The organism is Rothia nasimurium (assembly GCF_049068285.1).
In the GTDB taxonomy this organism is placed as follows: Bacteria; Actinomycetota; Actinomycetes; order Actinomycetales; family Micrococcaceae; genus Rothia; species Rothia nasimurium_I.
The window spans coordinates 409784-425341 of the sequence record NZ_JBLKPV010000001.1 but is presented as its reverse complement, the minus strand read 5'-3'; the positions used below and the strand labels follow the sequence as shown (position 1 = coordinate 425341).

Here is a 15558-nt window from a genome sequence, read left to right as displayed (position 1 = left end):
GTTTTACTGGTTGGGTGTTCTTTGTTGCGTGTTGGGTGCCTTTTGTTTTCGGTGTCCTGGTGTGTTTATGCTGCGTGTTTGGTGTAGGTGAGGGTGATGGGCCAGGTGGTGAGGTAGGTGTCGAGGAGGTAGCCGGTGACGCCGAGTTCGATGGCCCAGACTCCTTTGTCGGGGTAGGTGGCTGCGAGTTGGATGAGGTGGTCTCTGTTGATGAGGCGTTGGGCGGCTATGCGGTCGCAGCGGCGTTCTCTTCTGGCGCTCCAGGCGTGGTCTGTGGTGGGTTGGTCGTCGTGTTCGGCGTGGACGAGTTCGTGGGCGAGGACTGAGCGTTCTTCGCGGGTGGTGAGTCCTGGGCGGAGGTGGATGGTGGGCGCCCCGTTGTGTTTTCCGGTGTAGAGGCCGTTGAGTCCGGGGCCGGGGTTGGTGTGGATGATGGTGATGCCGAGTTCGTGTGCGTGTTGGTAGGGGTCGTACATGGTGGGGTGCCCTCCTTTCTGGGGTGTGTGGTTCTGGGGGTGGGGTTTAGAGGTAGTCTTCTTCGTTGGCGTCGGCGGTGGGGCCGCGGTCTGGTGAGGCGGCGAGGGCGTAGCCGTGTTGGAGGTTTGGGTAAGGACGTGAGACAGCAGCTCTGCGAGCCAACACAAGTTCCGCGCGACGGAGAACCTCAGAGGGATCCTCCCCCATTGCTAGAGCTAGCGCTTCCAGCTGATTGGTATTCAATACGGAAGCGTTGTTATAGATGGTTCGAGAGATGACTGGTTGACTGACGCCAGACTTCTTAACGAGTTCTGTCTGACTAAGTCCGTGCCGAGTCATGAGGACTCTCAGCTCTTCATTTACTAGCTTCGAAAATTCGCTGGGTTCAGTAGATTTCTTACTTGCCATGCTCCAACTTTATCGCGTTCAGAATATTTTTCTCAAGTATGTTTGACAAATATCCAGTAATGGATATATTGTTGAGTCATCACCAAGAAAGGAGGAAGCGATGACAACCGTCCAGAAGGTTGCAGATTCCATCGACAAGCTGATGTTCGACCAGGGCAAGCGCAACAAGGATTTGGCGGAACTACTCAAAGTAACCCCCACTCAGGCCAGCATGATTCGCCGAGGCCTCTCGCAGCTCAACACCAACGACCTTTTCGTTGTTGCGCATTGGCTCAATGTCGGAGCAGATGACCTTGCTCGAGGTTATGCACTCACCAGCCTTGCAAGTTAATTTTTTAGCTTCAATTATCCAGTTCTGAATACTTTGAAAGGAAAGCTGTGGATACAACCAGCCTCTCCCCCAGCGAGCAGGAAACCGTCACAACCTTAGAACCGCTCATGCTCGCCCTATTCAAGGCCTTGAACGTCACCGGCAAAACCATCACCCGTAAGCAGGCGCAGGACGTATCGACCCACATCGTGAATGCCTACATGGCCGGTCAGGCAGCTGGCTGGGACGAAGGGTACGCCGACGGGCGACAGGACGGAGCCCGGGCAAGCCTCATTGCCGCTGGCCTGCGCGAGGCGCACACCAACCCCCACCGCAAAGAACCGGCTTGATTGCCTAACCAGCCACCCCGCATTTTTGAAAGGAAGTAATCATGGACCTGATTCAGGTTTCCAATACCCCCGGCATGCAGGTTTTGGAGGATGAGTTTATTGCTCTGAAGCCTATGTGCGACGCCCTCGGAATCGACTCCTGGAGCCAGATAGAGAAGCTAAAGGCCAGGTCATGGGCAACTACCAGGAAAATCCCGGTAGTTGCTGCGGACGGGAAAACCCGCGAAATGACAGCCCTCCACAAAGACGCCGTACCCATGTGGCTCGCCACCCTCTCCGAAAACAAAGTCAAACCCGAAGCCCGCCCCACCCTCATCGCCTACCAACGCGAAGCCACCCAAGCCCTCAACAACTACTTCAACCACAAAAACCAACCACCCACGTCCACCCCACTAGAACCCACAGACCACCCAGAAATCACCCGCCAAAAAATCCTCCAACAAAAACTCCACACCCTCGACCTCGCCGCAGCCTACATCGACGAACTCCAAATCCAAGCCCGCGCCTGGATGATCCTCGAACAAATCAACCCCGACCCCACACACCACCAACCACCCAGGGCCACCCTCACCATCACCAACTACCTCACCAGCCTCGGCCTACCCAAAACCACCGCCCAACACCTACGGCAAAACTTCGCCAGGCACCTACTAGAGGAATACACCCAAACCCACGGGCACCTACCCAAACGACGCCACGGACACTACCACTACACCACCGCCGACCGCCCACTCATGGACACCGCCTACCAGCGCATGAACCAAAACCTCACCTGGTAGCACCACAAGGGGGCTAGGTAACTAACCCACCACAAGATTTTTCACGCCGCTCAATCACCTGGGAGCGGGGAAGAACAGAGGGAATACGCGCCCCATGTACAGGCTGTTCATTGATAACCGAATAGACGCCGTCCAGGGGATGTAGCGACACCCCGGGGAGACGGCACCCCAAGCCCCGCACTAATGGAGAAACACCCGGTTCGAGACCGGGGCGGGGCACTGTAGAGCATGGGGGGGCAGGCACTATGCCAGTTCATTCCACACAAAATCGCACCTGGCAAGCGTATTCACCGCCCACCCCCTGCTCTACCCCACCAACGAAAGGAAACAAACATGACCAAGAAAAACATCTTCGAGCCCCTAGCTCATAAAGTCATTCTGCGGCTGCTGGAAACCAAAACCGGTAGGCAGAAAATCAAGGACTACACAGAGGCACGTATCCGCTGGAAGGTTGATCAGGCCGTACTCGAAGCCAAGGCCAGCGAAGCCCACAAAACAGCCGAAAAAATTGTGGCTGCCATCAAGGCCAGGAACAAGTTCGAGACAACCGAAAAAAGTAAGCACCTCAATGCTGAACGGAAGCTCGACTCCCGCCTAGATGTGCTCATCAACGTGCAATCAGAACTGTTCTACATGACCCAAGACAAAGACCCCGACGAGCCCACCCTCTCGTGGAGGGACGTCGACGGGGTCATCAGAAATGAGATTAGAAAAGTTATTACTGACCAAGCTCTTTCATCCCGAAAAAAACAGCCACCCCAGTAACAACATAAGGAGCTAGAGGGTGTTTTAGAAATTCCTCGTTGAACTTCCTAAAGGCCTGCTTGAAGGTGCCATCAGTACTTCGCTCGGCTGCTGCATCCACATAAATGCGCAAGAGTCGCACTGATTCAGTGAAATCGAAATAACCCGCTGCTTCAGCATTATCAATATTTTCTTGAATGTGTTTGCAGAGCATTACAGCGTGATTCTTCAGAGTCTGGTCTAGTGTTTCGTCATCGAGGAAATTTTGAATCAGGTTTGCAAGCTGGTCACGCAAATCATCTTTATGTTGGTCTAAGTGTTTTTGCACGGCCAGGGCATCACCTGTGAGCGAGTCAAATACGTCGGCAAGATACTCCAAGGTCTCGAAGTCCCGCGGCATAATAGGCTGGCCTGTTGTTGAAGCGGCAAACGCTTTAAAATAACCAGGAACTTTTTCTCTATATTTATTTACATTTCGCCCTTGATTTTCCATAAGCGCGAAGTAGTACTCGATTTCTTGGAAACATCGAGCCGCCTGATTCAGCTCTTCGGTACCTATTTCAATATTCCCTGATTCAAACAACCAGTTCAAATTTCTTTTGATGTTCCAGCGTCGAAATAGCTTGTAGAGAGTGCGTGCTGGGTTCATTTCTTTGTCCATTCTGTCCAAACATAGTCCATCAAATATTTGTCGCCCCCGGGAGCCGCTGCAGACGGCCACCCGGGGGCATTTGATTTCCCAGAAAGGGGATTAATCCATGACCAAGTCTATCCGAACCAAAATCAACCAGCCCACCATCGACCACATCCGCCACACCACAGCCCACGAACTAACCCAACTCATCGGCGGAAACGTCCGCAGCTACATCCAAGACGCCACCGCCGCTGCAGGACACAAAATCACCACCACCAAACTCCGCAAGATCCTAACCGGCGAAACCGACCCCACCATCCTCGATGTTCTTGCCATCGCCCACGCTCTTGAAGCAAACGCGCTGCCAGCCATCGTCCGAATCATTACCGCCGCAACCGTCGAAACCACCAAGGAGGACCAATGAACCAGCCCCCACCCCCAACCCAACGCGAGGACATCGTCCTCGTAGACCAGCTCTACACCCTCGACACCGCGGCCGCATTCTTCGGGCTCGGCTCGCGCACCTGGCTCCAAAAACAAATCGACGCCGGCCACCTGGAATACGTCGATCTGAACCCTGGCGGCAAGCGACCCGATAAGCGAGTCTCCGCTAGTGCCATCAACAAACTTATCCAGTCTCTGACCTTTAAGGACGCAGCATGAACCCCGACCACCCTCAATGGGCTGTCCTGCCAGAACCTGCCCCAGCCTGCCCAGGTTGTGGAGGCTCCACCAGCCTCCCGTGCATTTGTGATTACTTCGCAGACCCCGACGACGACCCCTACTGGGAGGCAGCCTAAGCATGATCCTAAAAGACATTCTCCAACGAATATTCGGGCAAGACCCCTCGCAGCAGTCTCCCACAATCCAGCAGAGCACGAGTCAGGAAGACGAGTGGGATGCGGATAAGGAGTGGCACGATGCAGGTTTCTAAGCACACCCGGTGGGGGCTATGGTTCGTTTTCCTTGCATGCACTATCGGGAACACCGGGCCCTGGTTCAACGGCGGGCATTTGCTTTCGCTGCTACTTATTCCAGCCTTGATTGCTTCACTGCCTGACTTCACCAGAAAGGAAACCGACCATGAGGCGTGTGCGTCTTCGGCGGTTCATCGTCACGATCCCGCCCGATAACAGCGTCCCGCCAGTACCGGGCGGGTACTACCTGAATATCTACGCCAAGCACCTTGCAGCCGCTCAAGCAGCTGCTGACCAGGTTGCCCCAGGCGCTTGGGGCTTCTGCCACCGGGCTGAAGACCTCACCCGTAAAGAATTGGCCGCTATTTGCCCCAAGGGGCTTTGGGCCACCATCCGCTAAACACCCCCGTTTGAAAGGAAAATAACCATGACCACCACCCCCACCCACCTCGACGAACTCGCCACCTCCCTACTGCACGAGCTCATCAACATCAACAACCAGCTAGAACCGCTCAAAGCCCGCAAGGAAGAGATCGAAAAATACCTGCGCAACATGGGCAACGGCAAGTACACCGACGGGGTCTTCGACCTGACCGTCTCACCCTCAAAACGGTTCAACAAGCGTAAGTTCGCCGATGCCTTCCCCTTTGAGGAGCACCCGCACTTTTACAAGCAGGCCGCGCCTGAGCCTGACCCGAAGCTGCTGGCCCCGGCTCTGAAGGAGCAGTTCTCGGACGTGTACGATTCGCGCCTCACCATCAAATAAAGAAATAGAGGTGAACCCCATGGCTTCTAGCCCGCCCAGGGTCTACCAGCGGGAAGGGCACCCAGCCCAACAAACCACCCAAGACCTAGCAAAAATGCTCATCGACACCATCGAAGAGCACATCACCAACCACCCCCGCTCCCAACAAAAACGCATCGGCCCCTCAGAAATCGGGATCGACTGCACCCGCCGGCTCATCCACAAACTAGCCGGCCACGACGAACCACCCCGGAGCCCAGCCTGGAAACCCACCGTCGGCACCGCCCTACACACCCAAATGGAGCAATGGTTCGACACCGAAAACCAATACATCCCCGGCGCCTACCTCATCGAACAAAGAGTCAACGTCGGTCGAATCGGAGACACCGACATCACCGGCTCCACCGACCTGTTCATCCCAGCCTACGGCACCGTCCTGGACTGGAAATTCGTCGGCCCCACCCGCCTGAAGCACTACCGCTCCAAAGGACCCTCCAACCAGTACCGGGTCCAAGCCCACCTCTACGGCAAAGGATGGGCAGCAGCAGGGCACCAGGTAGAACGCGTCATGATCGCCTTCCTCCCCAGGGACGGCGAACTCACCGACGCCTACTTCTGGTGGGAACCCTACGACCCCATGACCGCCATTCAGGCGCTCGTGCGGGCCAACCAGCTGCACAACGAGATCGAAGCCCACGGGCCCGACTTCGTGCTGGAGCAGTACCCGCCTTGTGATGACCGGTTCTGCCCCTGGTGCGCACCGGCCAACAAGATCCAAACCACCACCACGGCGAACTTCTTCGCCACCCACTAACCACATCGAAAGGAAACATGACCATGTCATTCTTCACCCCCGTAGCCTCAGCCTCAGCTAAGTTCCCCACCCCCGGTGCGACCATCACCGGCGAAATCACCGAAATCAGTGAGCCCATGCAGGCCCGCAAGTACGAGGACAACTCCCCCGACTTCTGGCCCTCCGGCGACCCCGTCATGCAGGTGAAAGTCACCTTGCAGACCGATGAGCGTGACCCGCAGATTCAGGACGATGACGGTAAGCGTGCCCTGTGGGTTCGTCAGTCCTCCCAGATGCTATACGCCATTCAGGCTGGGATGAAGGCAGCTGGGCAGGCTGATTTGCAGGTTGGTGGTCGTCTGCAGGTGACCTACACCGGAGACGACCCGAACTCTAAGAACCCTCGCAACCCCCGCAAGCTGTACTCGGCCGTGTACCAGGCTCCTGCTGCTGGTGGTGGCATGTTCACCGGCCAGGGCCAGGGGCAGGCACCAGTACAGGGACAGCCCGCACAGCCCCAGTACCAGGCCCAGCCATCTGCTCAATCGCAGCAGGCGGTAGCACCCCAGCAAGGGTACAGCCAGCAGACGCAGGGCGGGAACTACGCTGACCCCGCAATGTACCAGCAGGCAGCGCCTCAGCCGCCCGCACAGCCCCAGTACCAGGCCCAGCAGGCACCCGTTCAGCAGGCACCAGCACCAGCACAGGCCGCACCCGCTGCACCCACCATCACCCCCGAACAAGAAAACAGCATCAAAACCCTCATCGGCCAAGGCATCGACACCACCACCATCGTCAACGCCCTCGCCAACCCCAACATCACCCCACAGGTAGTAGACACCTACCGCACCGCAGCCTAAACCAGGCCGCACCAACACCCCCTTGAGCCCACCAGCCCCCACCACACAACCAGGGCGGCTGGTGGGCTCACCCCACCCCCAGAAAGGAACCCCACCACAATGGCAGCGCCCATCACCATCACCATCAAAACCCAACACTTCGACTTCGACGGCCCCCGCCCCATCGCACGCATCTACTGCAACCTCTGCCAACAAATCATCTGCTCCCTCCACCTCTGGTCCATCACCCGAGGACAAGCCCACAACGCCCTGCCCTACCTCATCAAAGACGCCCACATCCACCTAACCTTCAAACACACCAATGACCCCACTCGCTAACACACTCATCAACATCACCATAGCCACCACACTAGCCACCACCGGCATCACCTGGCTCACCATCTACATCGCACCCCACATCAACCACCCCACCCTCAACCGACTCACCACCTGGCTCGGCTACAAATAACCACCCACCCCATTGAAAGGAAACAAACACCATGACCATCCTCGCAACAGCGAACGAACTCCACACCGCGGGGATCACCGTCATCCCCACCCACGGCAAACGCCCCACCATCAGCTGGAAGCACTACCAAACCAACCCCAACACCAGCAGCGAACTCACCACCTGGTTCACCAACCCCACCACCGGCCTAGCCATCGTCACCGGCAAAAGCAGCGGCAACCTCGAAATGGCCGAAATCGAAGGCAAAGCCCTCACCCACCTACCCGACATCATCACCCTCGCCAACGACACCGGCCTCAAAGACCTCTGGACCAAAGCCACCACCGGCTGGGCCGAACAATCCCCCTCCGGCGGAATCCACTGGATCTACCGACTCCAAGGCGCCCCCGTCCCCGGCAACACCCCACTAGCACGCCGCCACAACCCCCAAACCGGCCGCACCGAAACCCTCACCGAAACCCGAGGACAAGGCGGCTACTTCATCGCAGCCCCCACCAACGGCACCCACCACACCACCGGCAACCCCTGGAAACGCATCACCGGCGGACCAACCACCATCCCCACCCTCACCCCAGAAGAACGCACCGCCTTCCACGCCCTCCTAGCCTCCATCGGCGAAGACGACCCCACCGGCGCACACACCACCGGAGACACACCCCTACCCCTAACCGACCCCAACAACGACTGGACCGAAGGCAACCGCCCAGGCGACCACTACGAAGCCGAAACCAGCTGGGCCGAAATCCTCGAACCCCACGGCTGGAAAAAAGCCCGCACCACCGGACACACCACCTACTGGCTACGCCCCGGCAAAGAATTCGGCCAAGAAATCTCAGCCACCACCGGCCGAGACACCACCCGCGACCGCCTCTACGTATTCTCCACCTCCACCCCCTTCACCCCCGAAACCCCCTACACCAAATTCGGAGCCTACGCCCTCCTCAACCACGACTCCAACCACCAAGCCGCAGCCAAAGCACTAGCCAAAGAAGGCTGGGGCAAAGAACCCCACATCGACCTAGGAACCATCTTCAAAGCCGGCAAAACACCAAACCCCCCAAAGGAGCCAGAACAACCCACAAAAACGCCCGCACAAACACCACTAGACCACGACGGAGACTTCCAACCCCTAGCCCGCTCCGACTACGGCAACGCCCTACGCCTCATCGCAGCCCACGGCAACACCATCCGCTACAACTACGACCGCGGCCGCTGGTACCACTTCAACCACGGCCACTGGGCCCAACAACCCAAATCAGGAGGCGCCGTCCGCGAAGCAGTCAAAAACATCGCCTCCCGCCTACCCGAAAACGACCAACCCGACAAAGAATGGAAAAAACGCTCACTCTCAGCAGTAGGCACCACCAACACCCTCACCCAAGCAGAAACCGACCCACACCTAGCCGTCCCCGCCGACGCCTTCGACAACCACCCCTGGGAAATCAACACCCCCGGCGGCATCGTCAACCTCAAAACCGGGCAACTCGAACCCCACAACCCAGAAAGGATGCACACCAAACTCACCAAATACTCCCCCAACCCCAAGGCCGACCAAACCGTCTGGCTCACCTTCCTCAACCAAACCTTCCCCAACGACCCCCAAATGATCGGGTACATCAAACGCCTCGCCGGGTACTCCATCATCGGCAAAGTCCGCGAACACATCCTGCCCTTCGCCTACGGATCAGGCGGAAACGGCAAATCAGTATTCATGGACACCATCGCCGGCGTCCTCGGAGACTACGCAGCAAGCGCACCCAACGAATTCCTCATGGCCCGCAAATACCAACAACACTCCACAGAAATCGCGCGCCTGACCGGACAACGCTGGGTCAACTGCCACGAAGTCAACGAACACGACAAATTCGACGAAGCCAAAGTCAAACTCCTCACCGGCGGTGACAGGCTCACCGCCCGCTTCATGCGCCAGGACGACTTCGAGTTCACCCCCACCCACCACCTGTGGCTCACCGGTAACTTCTGGCCCACCGTCGAATCCGGCGGCGACGGGTTCTGGAGACGCCTACGTATCATCCCTTTCACCCATACCGTCCCACCCGAAGAACGCATCCCCGATTTGCAGGGCATACTGCTGCGCGAACACGGGGAAGCGATCATGACCTGGCTGGTGGAAGGTGCGGTGGAGTATTTGAAGGACGGGCTGCAGGAGCCCGAGTCCGTGCTTGCGGCGACTAGGACGTATGAGGAGTCGCAGGATACGGTGTCGAGGTTTTTGGAGGATGAGGCGACCTTGTACCCCGGCAACCCCAACTGTAAATCATCTGTCTCAGATGTACGTCGAGAATACGAGGCATGGTGTCGCGTCGAAGGTGAAGAACCGCTGAAAGGCAGGGCCTTCACCAGGCAGCTGGAGCGGGCCGGCGTACTCGTCGGCCGTAACGCTCCCAAGGGTACAAAAGGCGCTCGAATGTTCGGGGGAATCAAGCTCAACTCGCAGATTGAAAAGGAGGAATCAGACAAGAGCCGAACCGACCTCTTTGGGAACTAGAACAGTGAACCGGCACAATGTGCCACTTGTGCCACCAAGTAAAAACACAACCTGCAAGCTGTGCCACTTGTGCCACCCATGGCAAAAAAGGCACGAGGAAACAAAGAATGTGCCACCTAGTGCCACCCAATTATTCCCAAGTCAAACCCAAGTTCACCATAACCAAGTGGCACAAGTGGCATTTCTTCTATATCAGCTATATACGCGCGAGCCCGCACACGCACACACGCTAAGCGTTCATATAGAAAACCCGCCACTTGTGCCACTTGTGCCCCCCACCCCACAAACACCATGCCCAAAAAACAACACCACCAACCCCAACTCCCCATCCCAACACCACCACCAGGAACAACCCAATGGATCATCAACCAACTCCAAAACCCCCAAAACTGCAAACGCCAAGCCCAACTCCAAACCTGCCCCAACTGCGGAGCACTCACCCTCTACGGCTACGCAGGAGACACAGCAGCCTGGCCCACCAGAACCGACCCCACACTCCTCACACCCCAACAACAACAAACCCTCCACACAGCAGGCCGCCCCCTCTACCAACTCACCACCAACACCACCGGAACCGCCTGGCTCCTCTACTACGCCACCGGCCCCAACAACGCCACAAAAGTCCTCACTAACCACAAATGCCACTACCCCACCCAAGGCACCCCACTCCTCACCCCACAAAAAACCCACCCACCCAACACACCCCCACCCTTCTAACAACCCCATACACCACCCATAAGGAGCCCAACCCCATGCACCAACCACCCCCACCCACCAACATCCACACCCTCACCATCCCCATCAACAACCCCAAACACCTCCTCAACGCCAACTCCCGCAAACACTGGACAGACCGCTCCACCAAAACCAGCATCTGGCGCCCCGCCGGCCACACCGCAGCACAAGCAGCAGCCCTACCCAAACACGTCCCCTACGTCACCATCCACGCCACCATCTACAAACCCAGAGCAGGCCGCTACGACCCCACCAACCTCTACCCCACCATCAAAGCCATCATCGACGGCCTCACTGACTACGGGCTCACCCAAGACGACGACTACCGGCACGTAGACGGCCCACACATGCACCACGGCGGATTCGACAAAACCAACCCCCGCATCGAACTGACCATCATCACCCACCAGGAGCCCCCACATGCCCCGCACAGCCCCTATCCTGCATAACGCCTCACTCGGGTACCTCCACGCCCACTGGGACGCCCTAAGAGGCTCCCTGACCCCCGGCACACCCAGGCCCATAGCCGCCCTCGACCCCTGGCTCACCCTCGAACCCGAAGGACCCGGCAAAACCCCAGCCCCACTACACATCGACAGCCTCGACCTGCTGCTAGACATCCAAACCGACACCCGCGGCTGGCTCGAAGAAGCCGGCGTCCTACCCCTCGGCCGCATGCCCGCCCCCATCGTCCAACTCGATGAGCTGCTCTACCTCAGCCGCCGCAAAGCCGGGCAATGGGTAGACGACGTCCAGAACTGGGCCACCATCACCGCCGCCAAAGTCCGCCACCGCCTCGACGGCACCCTTGGCGGGCAAACCCTGAAGGCCCCCTGCCCCATCTGCGGCACCCCCAACTCCCTGCGCGTACGCGTCCTGGAGCTCACCACCCACAACGAGCCCTACATCGCCTGCGAATCCGGCACCTGCACCCCACCCGAAGGGTACTGCTCCAGCTTCCTCGGAAACACCCCCGTATGGCCCATGGCCGACTGGGAGTGGTTCGCCAACCTCCTCAAAACACAAGCCAAAGGATCAAGAAAATAAACAAATTTCCCACCGATAAACCAGAACAAACCACAGTAACGAAACCAGGTTGCGCACCAAAGTTATCCACAGGTAACCTAAAAAACGTGCAATTGGCATACCCAAAAACGCCCAAGCACCACAGCTTTCCTTTCAACACAAAAGCCCCCACCCCCACGGGACCGGGGGCTTTTCTGCACCCAGCAAAGAAACACACATGCCCCACACAGCCACCGACCAATGCAACCTCGACTGCTTCGAACCACCCCACCAATGCACATGCCAACCCCAACCCGCTACAACGATCGCACCTACCGCAAACGCACAGCAGCCCTCAAAGCCCACGTCAAACGAACCGGCCAACCCTGCTGGCTCTGCGGACAACCAATAGACCTCAACCTCCCCTACACCCACCCCATGAGCTTCACCGCCGACCACATACACGCAATAGCCAACGGCGGAAAGCTCCTAGGTGACATCGCACCGGCACACCGCAGCTGCAACTCAGCCCGCGGCCGCAAACGAACCGCAGACCATCAAAACGCCCAAAACCAGCCGCAGCTGGTGAGACAACCCCCCGGGGGTTACCCCTCCCCCTAGGGGTGTGACCCCCTTCGGGTATAGTGACATCCCCCCAGGGTAGCTCCTACCGTGTCTCACATTTATTTCAGGAGGTGACTTGGTGCCGAGGAAACTCCAACCTTGCGGCACCCACGCCGCCTACGTCCGTCACCGCCGTAACCAGGAAGAATGCGACATCTGCAAGGAGGCAGAGCGCGAACGTAAGGCCAAAGCAAGGGCCGCGAAGAAGCTGGCGGACGCCTCTGTCTCACTTAAAGAGCCAGAGCCAGGCAAATCGGTGGGAGTGGAAGCCAAATATCATGAGCAAGCTGACCCGGTCATTATCACGGTGCCCTCTGGTGCTGACCCGCTCGAGTCTGCGAAGTGGCGGCTCGCTAAGGTGCGCGGGGCAATGTTGTTGTCTACCCCCAGGGATATGGCGGCGCTGGCTAAGCGTGAAGAAGAAATTGTTGCTCTGATTCAGGAGCTTGAAGGTAGCAAGGTAGAGAAGAAGGTGAGCGCACTTGACCAACTTGCAGCTAAACGCGCTCAGAGGCTCGCAAACGCCGCGGGTTAACCTCGTCCCTACCTACTTCACCTCAGCAGGTGATGATGCTGTTGACCTGGCTTCTGTGGCGGGGTTGGAGCTTGACCCCTGGCAGGAGCATGTATTGCGTGGGTCTTTGGGTGAATCGAAAGACGGGCGCTGGCAGGCGTTCGAGGTTGGGCTCATCGTATCGCGGCAGAACGGTAAGGGCGCGGTGCTTGAAGCCCGTGAGCTGGCGGGGCTGTTTCTCTTTGGCGAGAAGATGATTATCCACACCGCACACCTGTTCTCTACGGCCAAAGAGCACCAGATGCGCCTTGAGTCGCTGATCCGTAAATCTGAGCTAGTTGAATACATCAAAGGGTATGACGGCGACCCGGAAGGCCCCATTACTGGTATCCGTACAGGCAACCAGGACATGAGCTTTATCCACCGCAACGGTAACCGCCTAAAGTTCTTGGCTCGTTCTGGTGGTAACTCTGGTCGTGGTTTCACCGGGGACCTGGTAGTTCTCGATGAGGCTTACAACCTGCCTGATGCTGTTTTAGCGGCGATGATGCCGACAATGGCAGCTAAATCGATGACCGGGTCACCTCAGATTTGGTACACGTCTTCTGCCGGTATGCCTGATTCTGAGGTTCTGCGGCGAGTGCGTGAGCGCGGGCTGAACCCTGATGAGGACGATACCCGCCTGGCCTATTTTGAATGGTCGGCTGCAGAAGACGATGACCCCGCTGACCCTGCTTCCTGGGCTAAGGCCAACCCCGCTTTGGGTATCCGTATTAGTGCTGAGTTTATTGATAATGAGCGGCGCACGATGGATCCTGAGACTTTTGGGCGAGAGCGTCTGGGTATCTGGGCAAAGATTGGTGGTTCATCTGCTATTCCACCCAAGATGTGGGCTGACTGCCTCGACGAAGATTCCGAACCGGCAGCTGAGGTTGCTTTCGGCGTTGACGTTTCGCCTTTGCGTGACGTGGCCACGATTTCGGCAGCATCTGTACTGGAAGATGGGCGGGTTCATATTGAAATTATCGACCGCCGGGCCGGGACAGCCTGGGTTGCAGACCGTGTCGAAGAGCTGCAGAAGCGGTGGAATCCTACCGCGATAGTTTTCGACGCTGCTTCTCAGACTTCCCCGGTGCTGGCAGAGAAACCACGCCTACGCCGTCATCTGACCGGGCTGGACGCTAGAACCTACGCCCAGTCCTGTGGCGGTTTCTTTGACGCCATTACCCAGGCAAAGATTGCCCATACGGGCCAGGAAGAGCTAGATGAAGCTGTAGAGGCCTGCCGCCGGTCAAAGGGTGGGCAGGATCTATGGCGGTGGTCTAAGCACGATAGCACCAAGGATATTTCGCCTCTGGTAGCTGCGACCCTGGCTCATTATGGTGCCACAAATGCTGAAAGAACCAAGTCAAGTAGAAAGTGGGTGGTCTACCGATGAGCCACGAATCAATGCTCGAGATGGTGCGGACTCCCCACAAGTTCAATACCTATGAGAGCTATTACGCTGGTGAAGTGAACCTGCAACAGCTAGGCATTTCTCTACCACCGGAGGCACGTGTTCTTGAGATGTCGGTAATGTGGCCCAAGCTGGCCATAGACGTCCTGGTTGAGTCTCTGGTCCTTGAGGGTTTCACTGTTGGGTCAGGTTCAGCCCCTGATGAGATTCATCGGATCTTCCAAGCCAACAACTTTGATACTAAGTGGCCCCTGGCTATGACTGAGGCTCTTATTCAGCGTCGTTCGTATGTGGTGGTTGGTGGCGGGTCTGACCCGGCAACCCCGCTTATCTCGGTGCATTCCCCCAAGGGCTTCGCGGTACAGCGAGACCACTTTGGGACCATTGTTGAAGCGCTCCGCCGGTATAAGCATGGCTCCGATGAATTTTCTGTTCATTATGAGCCGGGGCAAACAACCTGGCGAGTCCGCCGAAATGGGGCCTGGACAGTCATCGACTCGCAGGCGACGGGGCTTGACCGGGTTCCTGTAGTCGAGCTAACCAATCGCGTTCGCGCTGAGGGAGATGGCTACTCCGAGATTGAAGCAATAGCCGATATTTGCGACGCGGCCTCTCGTTCTCTCATCAACTTGCAGGTGGCTCAGGAAATGCTCTCGATGCCCCTGCGTTACCTCTTTGGTGATGGCGCAGATGACGAGAAGATTGACCAATTCGGCAATGCCGTTTCCAAGCTCGATGTCTACTGGGGTCACCTCATTACTGGCCCCGCTGGGTCCTCAGCAGGTTCCCTGGATGGTGCGAGTTTGGAGCCGATTATCTCGGCCTTCAAGCTCTATGCACAGCAGGTTTCAGCTATGACCGGTATCCCGCCGTTCATGCTGGGTATCACGGCTGATTCAAACCCCACTAGCGCTGAGGCTATGCAGGTTGCGAAGGACCGGCTGGTGACCCGTGCTATGCAGAAGCAGAACCTCTTTGGGGACGCTGCTGAGGATATCGCCCGGCTGTGTCTGGACGCGGCAAGAATCAGCACTGATGGGCTTGAGACTCTAGAAGCGCGGTGGCGTGACCCGTCGGTTGCGTCTCCGGCGGCTCGTAACGCTCAGATACTGCAAGCTCAGGCTCAGGGAATTATCACCAAGGAAACTGCCCGTGAGTTCTTAGGCCTTTCTCCTGAGCAGATCGCCCGAGAGAACATCTACGACACCAATTCAAGGGCTGTTCTCGGACAATAGCCCCAGTGAGGAGGG

General features: G+C 57.6%; 23 protein-coding genes. 20 read left to right on the top strand and 3 right to left on the bottom strand.

Features of this window, described 5'->3' with window-relative positions:
- Nucleotides 1-65: 65 nt before the first annotated feature.
- The gene (locus ACMXX3_RS02015; protein ID WP_421083131.1) at nucleotides 66-476 is read right to left on the bottom strand and encodes an ImmA/IrrE family metallo-endopeptidase; all 411 of its coding nucleotides are present in this window, start codon (nucleotides 474-476) and stop codon (nucleotides 66-68) included.
- A 46-nt stretch (nucleotides 477-522) separates the two neighbouring features.
- The gene (locus tag ACMXX3_RS02010) at nucleotides 523-885 is read right to left on the bottom strand and encodes a helix-turn-helix domain-containing protein (protein WP_272879212.1); all 363 of its coding nucleotides are present in this window, start codon (nucleotides 883-885) and stop codon (nucleotides 523-525) included.
- Between the two features lie 100 nt (nucleotides 886-985).
- On the opposite strand from ACMXX3_RS02010, the gene ACMXX3_RS02005 reads away from it, so the two are divergent.
- From ACMXX3_RS02005 to ACMXX3_RS01990, 4 genes are all read left to right on the top strand, one after another.
- Nucleotides 986-1216: a helix-turn-helix domain-containing protein gene (locus tag ACMXX3_RS02005; protein ID WP_237222681.1), complete on the top strand. Its 231-nt coding sequence runs from the start codon at nucleotides 986-988 to the stop codon at nucleotides 1214-1216.
- Nucleotides 1217-1263: 47 nt separating this feature from the next.
- Nucleotides 1264-1545, top strand: a complete 282-nt coding sequence (locus ACMXX3_RS02000) for a hypothetical protein (RefSeq protein WP_421083130.1) — start codon at nucleotides 1264-1266, stop codon at nucleotides 1543-1545.
- 41 nt (nucleotides 1546-1586) lie between these two features.
- Entirely contained in the window at nucleotides 1587-2324 is a 738-nt protein-coding gene (locus tag ACMXX3_RS01995) for a phage antirepressor N-terminal domain-containing protein (protein ID WP_421083129.1), read from the top strand.
- Between the two features lie 333 nt (nucleotides 2325-2657).
- The gene (locus ACMXX3_RS01990) at nucleotides 2658-3089 is read left to right on the top strand and encodes a hypothetical protein (protein ID WP_421083128.1); all 432 of its coding nucleotides are present in this window, start codon (nucleotides 2658-2660) and stop codon (nucleotides 3087-3089) included.
- Here ACMXX3_RS01990 and ACMXX3_RS01985 read toward each other — a convergent pair.
- Entirely contained in the window at nucleotides 3043-3717 is a 675-nt protein-coding gene (locus ACMXX3_RS01985) for a hypothetical protein (RefSeq protein ID WP_421083127.1), read from the bottom strand. The two genes, ACMXX3_RS01990 and ACMXX3_RS01985, sit on opposite strands and share 47 nt — an antisense overlap.
- 109 nt (nucleotides 3718-3826) lie before the next feature.
- Here ACMXX3_RS01985 and ACMXX3_RS01980 point away from each other — a divergent pair, with 109 nt between their 5' ends.
- The 16 genes from ACMXX3_RS01980 (at nucleotide 3827) to ACMXX3_RS01905 (ending at nucleotide 15543) form a co-directional block, all read left to right on the top strand.
- Nucleotides 3827-4126 carry a hypothetical protein gene (locus tag ACMXX3_RS01980; RefSeq protein WP_421083126.1) on the top strand — a complete coding sequence of 100 codons (300 nt, stop codon included), beginning with the start codon at nucleotides 3827-3829 and terminating at the stop codon, nucleotides 4124-4126.
- Nucleotides 4123-4365, top strand: a complete 243-nt coding sequence (locus tag ACMXX3_RS01975; protein ID WP_237222676.1) for a hypothetical protein — start codon at nucleotides 4123-4125, stop codon at nucleotides 4363-4365. Before ACMXX3_RS01980 ends, ACMXX3_RS01975 begins: the two co-directional genes overlap by 4 nt.
- Nucleotides 4366-4785: 420 nt before the next feature.
- The gene (locus ACMXX3_RS01970; RefSeq protein WP_421083125.1) at nucleotides 4786-5019 is read left to right on the top strand and encodes a hypothetical protein; all 234 of its coding nucleotides are present in this window, start codon (nucleotides 4786-4788) and stop codon (nucleotides 5017-5019) included.
- Between the two features lie 27 nt (nucleotides 5020-5046).
- Nucleotides 5047-5385 carry a hypothetical protein gene (locus tag ACMXX3_RS01965; RefSeq protein ID WP_421083124.1) on the top strand — a complete coding sequence of 113 codons (339 nt, stop codon included), beginning with the start codon at nucleotides 5047-5049 and terminating at the stop codon, nucleotides 5383-5385.
- A gap of 19 nt (nucleotides 5386-5404) precedes the next feature.
- Nucleotides 5405-6178 (top strand): hypothetical protein, encoded by a 774-nt coding sequence (locus tag ACMXX3_RS01960; RefSeq protein ID WP_421083123.1) that lies wholly within the window; start codon nucleotides 5405-5407, stop codon nucleotides 6176-6178.
- Nucleotides 6179-6201: 23 nt separating this feature from the next.
- On the top strand, nucleotides 6202-7017 hold the full coding sequence (locus ACMXX3_RS01955; protein ID WP_421083122.1) for a hypothetical protein: 816 nt from the start codon (nucleotides 6202-6204) through the stop codon (nucleotides 7015-7017).
- A gap of 99 nt (nucleotides 7018-7116) precedes the next feature.
- Nucleotides 7117-7335 (top strand): hypothetical protein, encoded by a 219-nt coding sequence (locus tag ACMXX3_RS01950; protein WP_421083121.1) that lies wholly within the window; start codon nucleotides 7117-7119, stop codon nucleotides 7333-7335.
- On the top strand, nucleotides 7319-7465 hold the full coding sequence (locus ACMXX3_RS01945) for a hypothetical protein (RefSeq protein WP_421083120.1): 147 nt from the start codon (nucleotides 7319-7321) through the stop codon (nucleotides 7463-7465). The genes ACMXX3_RS01950 and ACMXX3_RS01945 overlap by 17 nt, the downstream gene beginning before the upstream one ends.
- Nucleotides 7466-7496: 31 nt before the next feature.
- Entirely contained in the window at nucleotides 7497-9974 is a 2478-nt protein-coding gene (locus ACMXX3_RS01940; protein WP_421083119.1) for a phage/plasmid primase, P4 family, read from the top strand.
- 291 nt (nucleotides 9975-10265) lie between these two features.
- The gene (locus tag ACMXX3_RS01935; RefSeq protein ID WP_421083118.1) at nucleotides 10266-10691 is read left to right on the top strand and encodes a hypothetical protein; all 426 of its coding nucleotides are present in this window, start codon (nucleotides 10266-10268) and stop codon (nucleotides 10689-10691) included.
- A gap of 35 nt (nucleotides 10692-10726) precedes the next feature.
- Nucleotides 10727-11158, top strand: a complete 432-nt coding sequence (locus tag ACMXX3_RS01930; RefSeq protein ID WP_421083117.1) for a hypothetical protein — start codon at nucleotides 10727-10729, stop codon at nucleotides 11156-11158.
- Complete coding sequence (locus ACMXX3_RS01925) at nucleotides 11130-11756, top strand: hypothetical protein (RefSeq protein WP_421083116.1); 627 nt, start codon at nucleotides 11130-11132, stop codon at nucleotides 11754-11756. Before ACMXX3_RS01930 ends, ACMXX3_RS01925 begins: the two co-directional genes overlap by 29 nt.
- Nucleotides 11757-12014: 258 nt before the next feature.
- Nucleotides 12015-12335, top strand: a complete 321-nt coding sequence (locus ACMXX3_RS01920) for an HNH endonuclease (protein ID WP_421083115.1) — start codon at nucleotides 12015-12017, stop codon at nucleotides 12333-12335.
- A gap of 82 nt (nucleotides 12336-12417) precedes the next feature.
- Nucleotides 12418-12873 carry a hypothetical protein gene (locus ACMXX3_RS01915; protein ID WP_421083114.1) on the top strand — a complete coding sequence of 152 codons (456 nt, stop codon included), beginning with the start codon at nucleotides 12418-12420 and terminating at the stop codon, nucleotides 12871-12873.
- Nucleotides 12821-14290, top strand: coding sequence for a hypothetical protein (locus ACMXX3_RS01910; protein ID WP_421083113.1), 1470 nt, complete (start codon nucleotides 12821-12823; stop codon nucleotides 14288-14290). The genes ACMXX3_RS01915 and ACMXX3_RS01910 overlap by 53 nt, the downstream gene beginning before the upstream one ends.
- The gene (locus ACMXX3_RS01905) at nucleotides 14287-15543 is read left to right on the top strand and encodes a phage portal protein (RefSeq protein WP_421083112.1); all 1257 of its coding nucleotides are present in this window, start codon (nucleotides 14287-14289) and stop codon (nucleotides 15541-15543) included. Before ACMXX3_RS01910 ends, ACMXX3_RS01905 begins: the two co-directional genes overlap by 4 nt.
- Nucleotides 15544-15558 lie beyond the last annotated feature (15 nt).

Coding starts and splice junctions, on each gene's coding strand:
- ACMXX3_RS02015 (WP_421083131.1), bottom strand. CDS start 476: ATGTACGACCCCTACCAACACGCACACGAACTCGGCATCACCATCATC.
- ACMXX3_RS02010 (WP_272879212.1), bottom strand. CDS start 885: ATGGCAAGTAAGAAATCTACTGAACCCAGCGAATTTTCGAAGCTAGTA.
- ACMXX3_RS02005 (WP_237222681.1), top strand. CDS start 986: ATGACAACCGTCCAGAAGGTTGCAGATTCCATCGACAAGCTGATGTTC.
- ACMXX3_RS01995 (WP_421083129.1), top strand. CDS start 1,587: ATGGACCTGATTCAGGTTTCCAATACCCCCGGCATGCAGGTTTTGGAG.
- ACMXX3_RS01990 (WP_421083128.1), top strand. CDS start 2,658: ATGACCAAGAAAAACATCTTCGAGCCCCTAGCTCATAAAGTCATTCTG.
- ACMXX3_RS01985 (WP_421083127.1), bottom strand. CDS start 3,717: ATGAACCCAGCACGCACTCTCTACAAGCTATTTCGACGCTGGAACATC.
- ACMXX3_RS01980 (WP_421083126.1), top strand. CDS start 3,827: ATGACCAAGTCTATCCGAACCAAAATCAACCAGCCCACCATCGACCAC.
- ACMXX3_RS01975 (WP_237222676.1), top strand. CDS start 4,123: ATGAACCAGCCCCCACCCCCAACCCAACGCGAGGACATCGTCCTCGTA.
- ACMXX3_RS01970 (WP_421083125.1), top strand. CDS start 4,786: ATGAGGCGTGTGCGTCTTCGGCGGTTCATCGTCACGATCCCGCCCGAT.
- ACMXX3_RS01965 (WP_421083124.1), top strand. CDS start 5,047: ATGACCACCACCCCCACCCACCTCGACGAACTCGCCACCTCCCTACTG.
- ACMXX3_RS01960 (WP_421083123.1), top strand. CDS start 5,405: ATGGCTTCTAGCCCGCCCAGGGTCTACCAGCGGGAAGGGCACCCAGCC.
- ACMXX3_RS01955 (WP_421083122.1), top strand. CDS start 6,202: ATGTCATTCTTCACCCCCGTAGCCTCAGCCTCAGCTAAGTTCCCCACC.
- ACMXX3_RS01950 (WP_421083121.1), top strand. CDS start 7,117: ATGGCAGCGCCCATCACCATCACCATCAAAACCCAACACTTCGACTTC.
- ACMXX3_RS01945 (WP_421083120.1), top strand. CDS start 7,319: ATGACCCCACTCGCTAACACACTCATCAACATCACCATAGCCACCACA.
- ACMXX3_RS01940 (WP_421083119.1), top strand. CDS start 7,497: ATGACCATCCTCGCAACAGCGAACGAACTCCACACCGCGGGGATCACC.
- ACMXX3_RS01935 (WP_421083118.1), top strand. CDS start 10,266: ATGCCCAAAAAACAACACCACCAACCCCAACTCCCCATCCCAACACCA.
- ACMXX3_RS01930 (WP_421083117.1), top strand. CDS start 10,727: ATGCACCAACCACCCCCACCCACCAACATCCACACCCTCACCATCCCC.
- ACMXX3_RS01925 (WP_421083116.1), top strand. CDS start 11,130: ATGCCCCGCACAGCCCCTATCCTGCATAACGCCTCACTCGGGTACCTC.
- ACMXX3_RS01920 (WP_421083115.1), top strand. CDS start 12,015: ATGCCAACCCCAACCCGCTACAACGATCGCACCTACCGCAAACGCACA.
- ACMXX3_RS01905 (WP_421083112.1), top strand. CDS start 14,287: ATGAGCCACGAATCAATGCTCGAGATGGTGCGGACTCCCCACAAGTTC.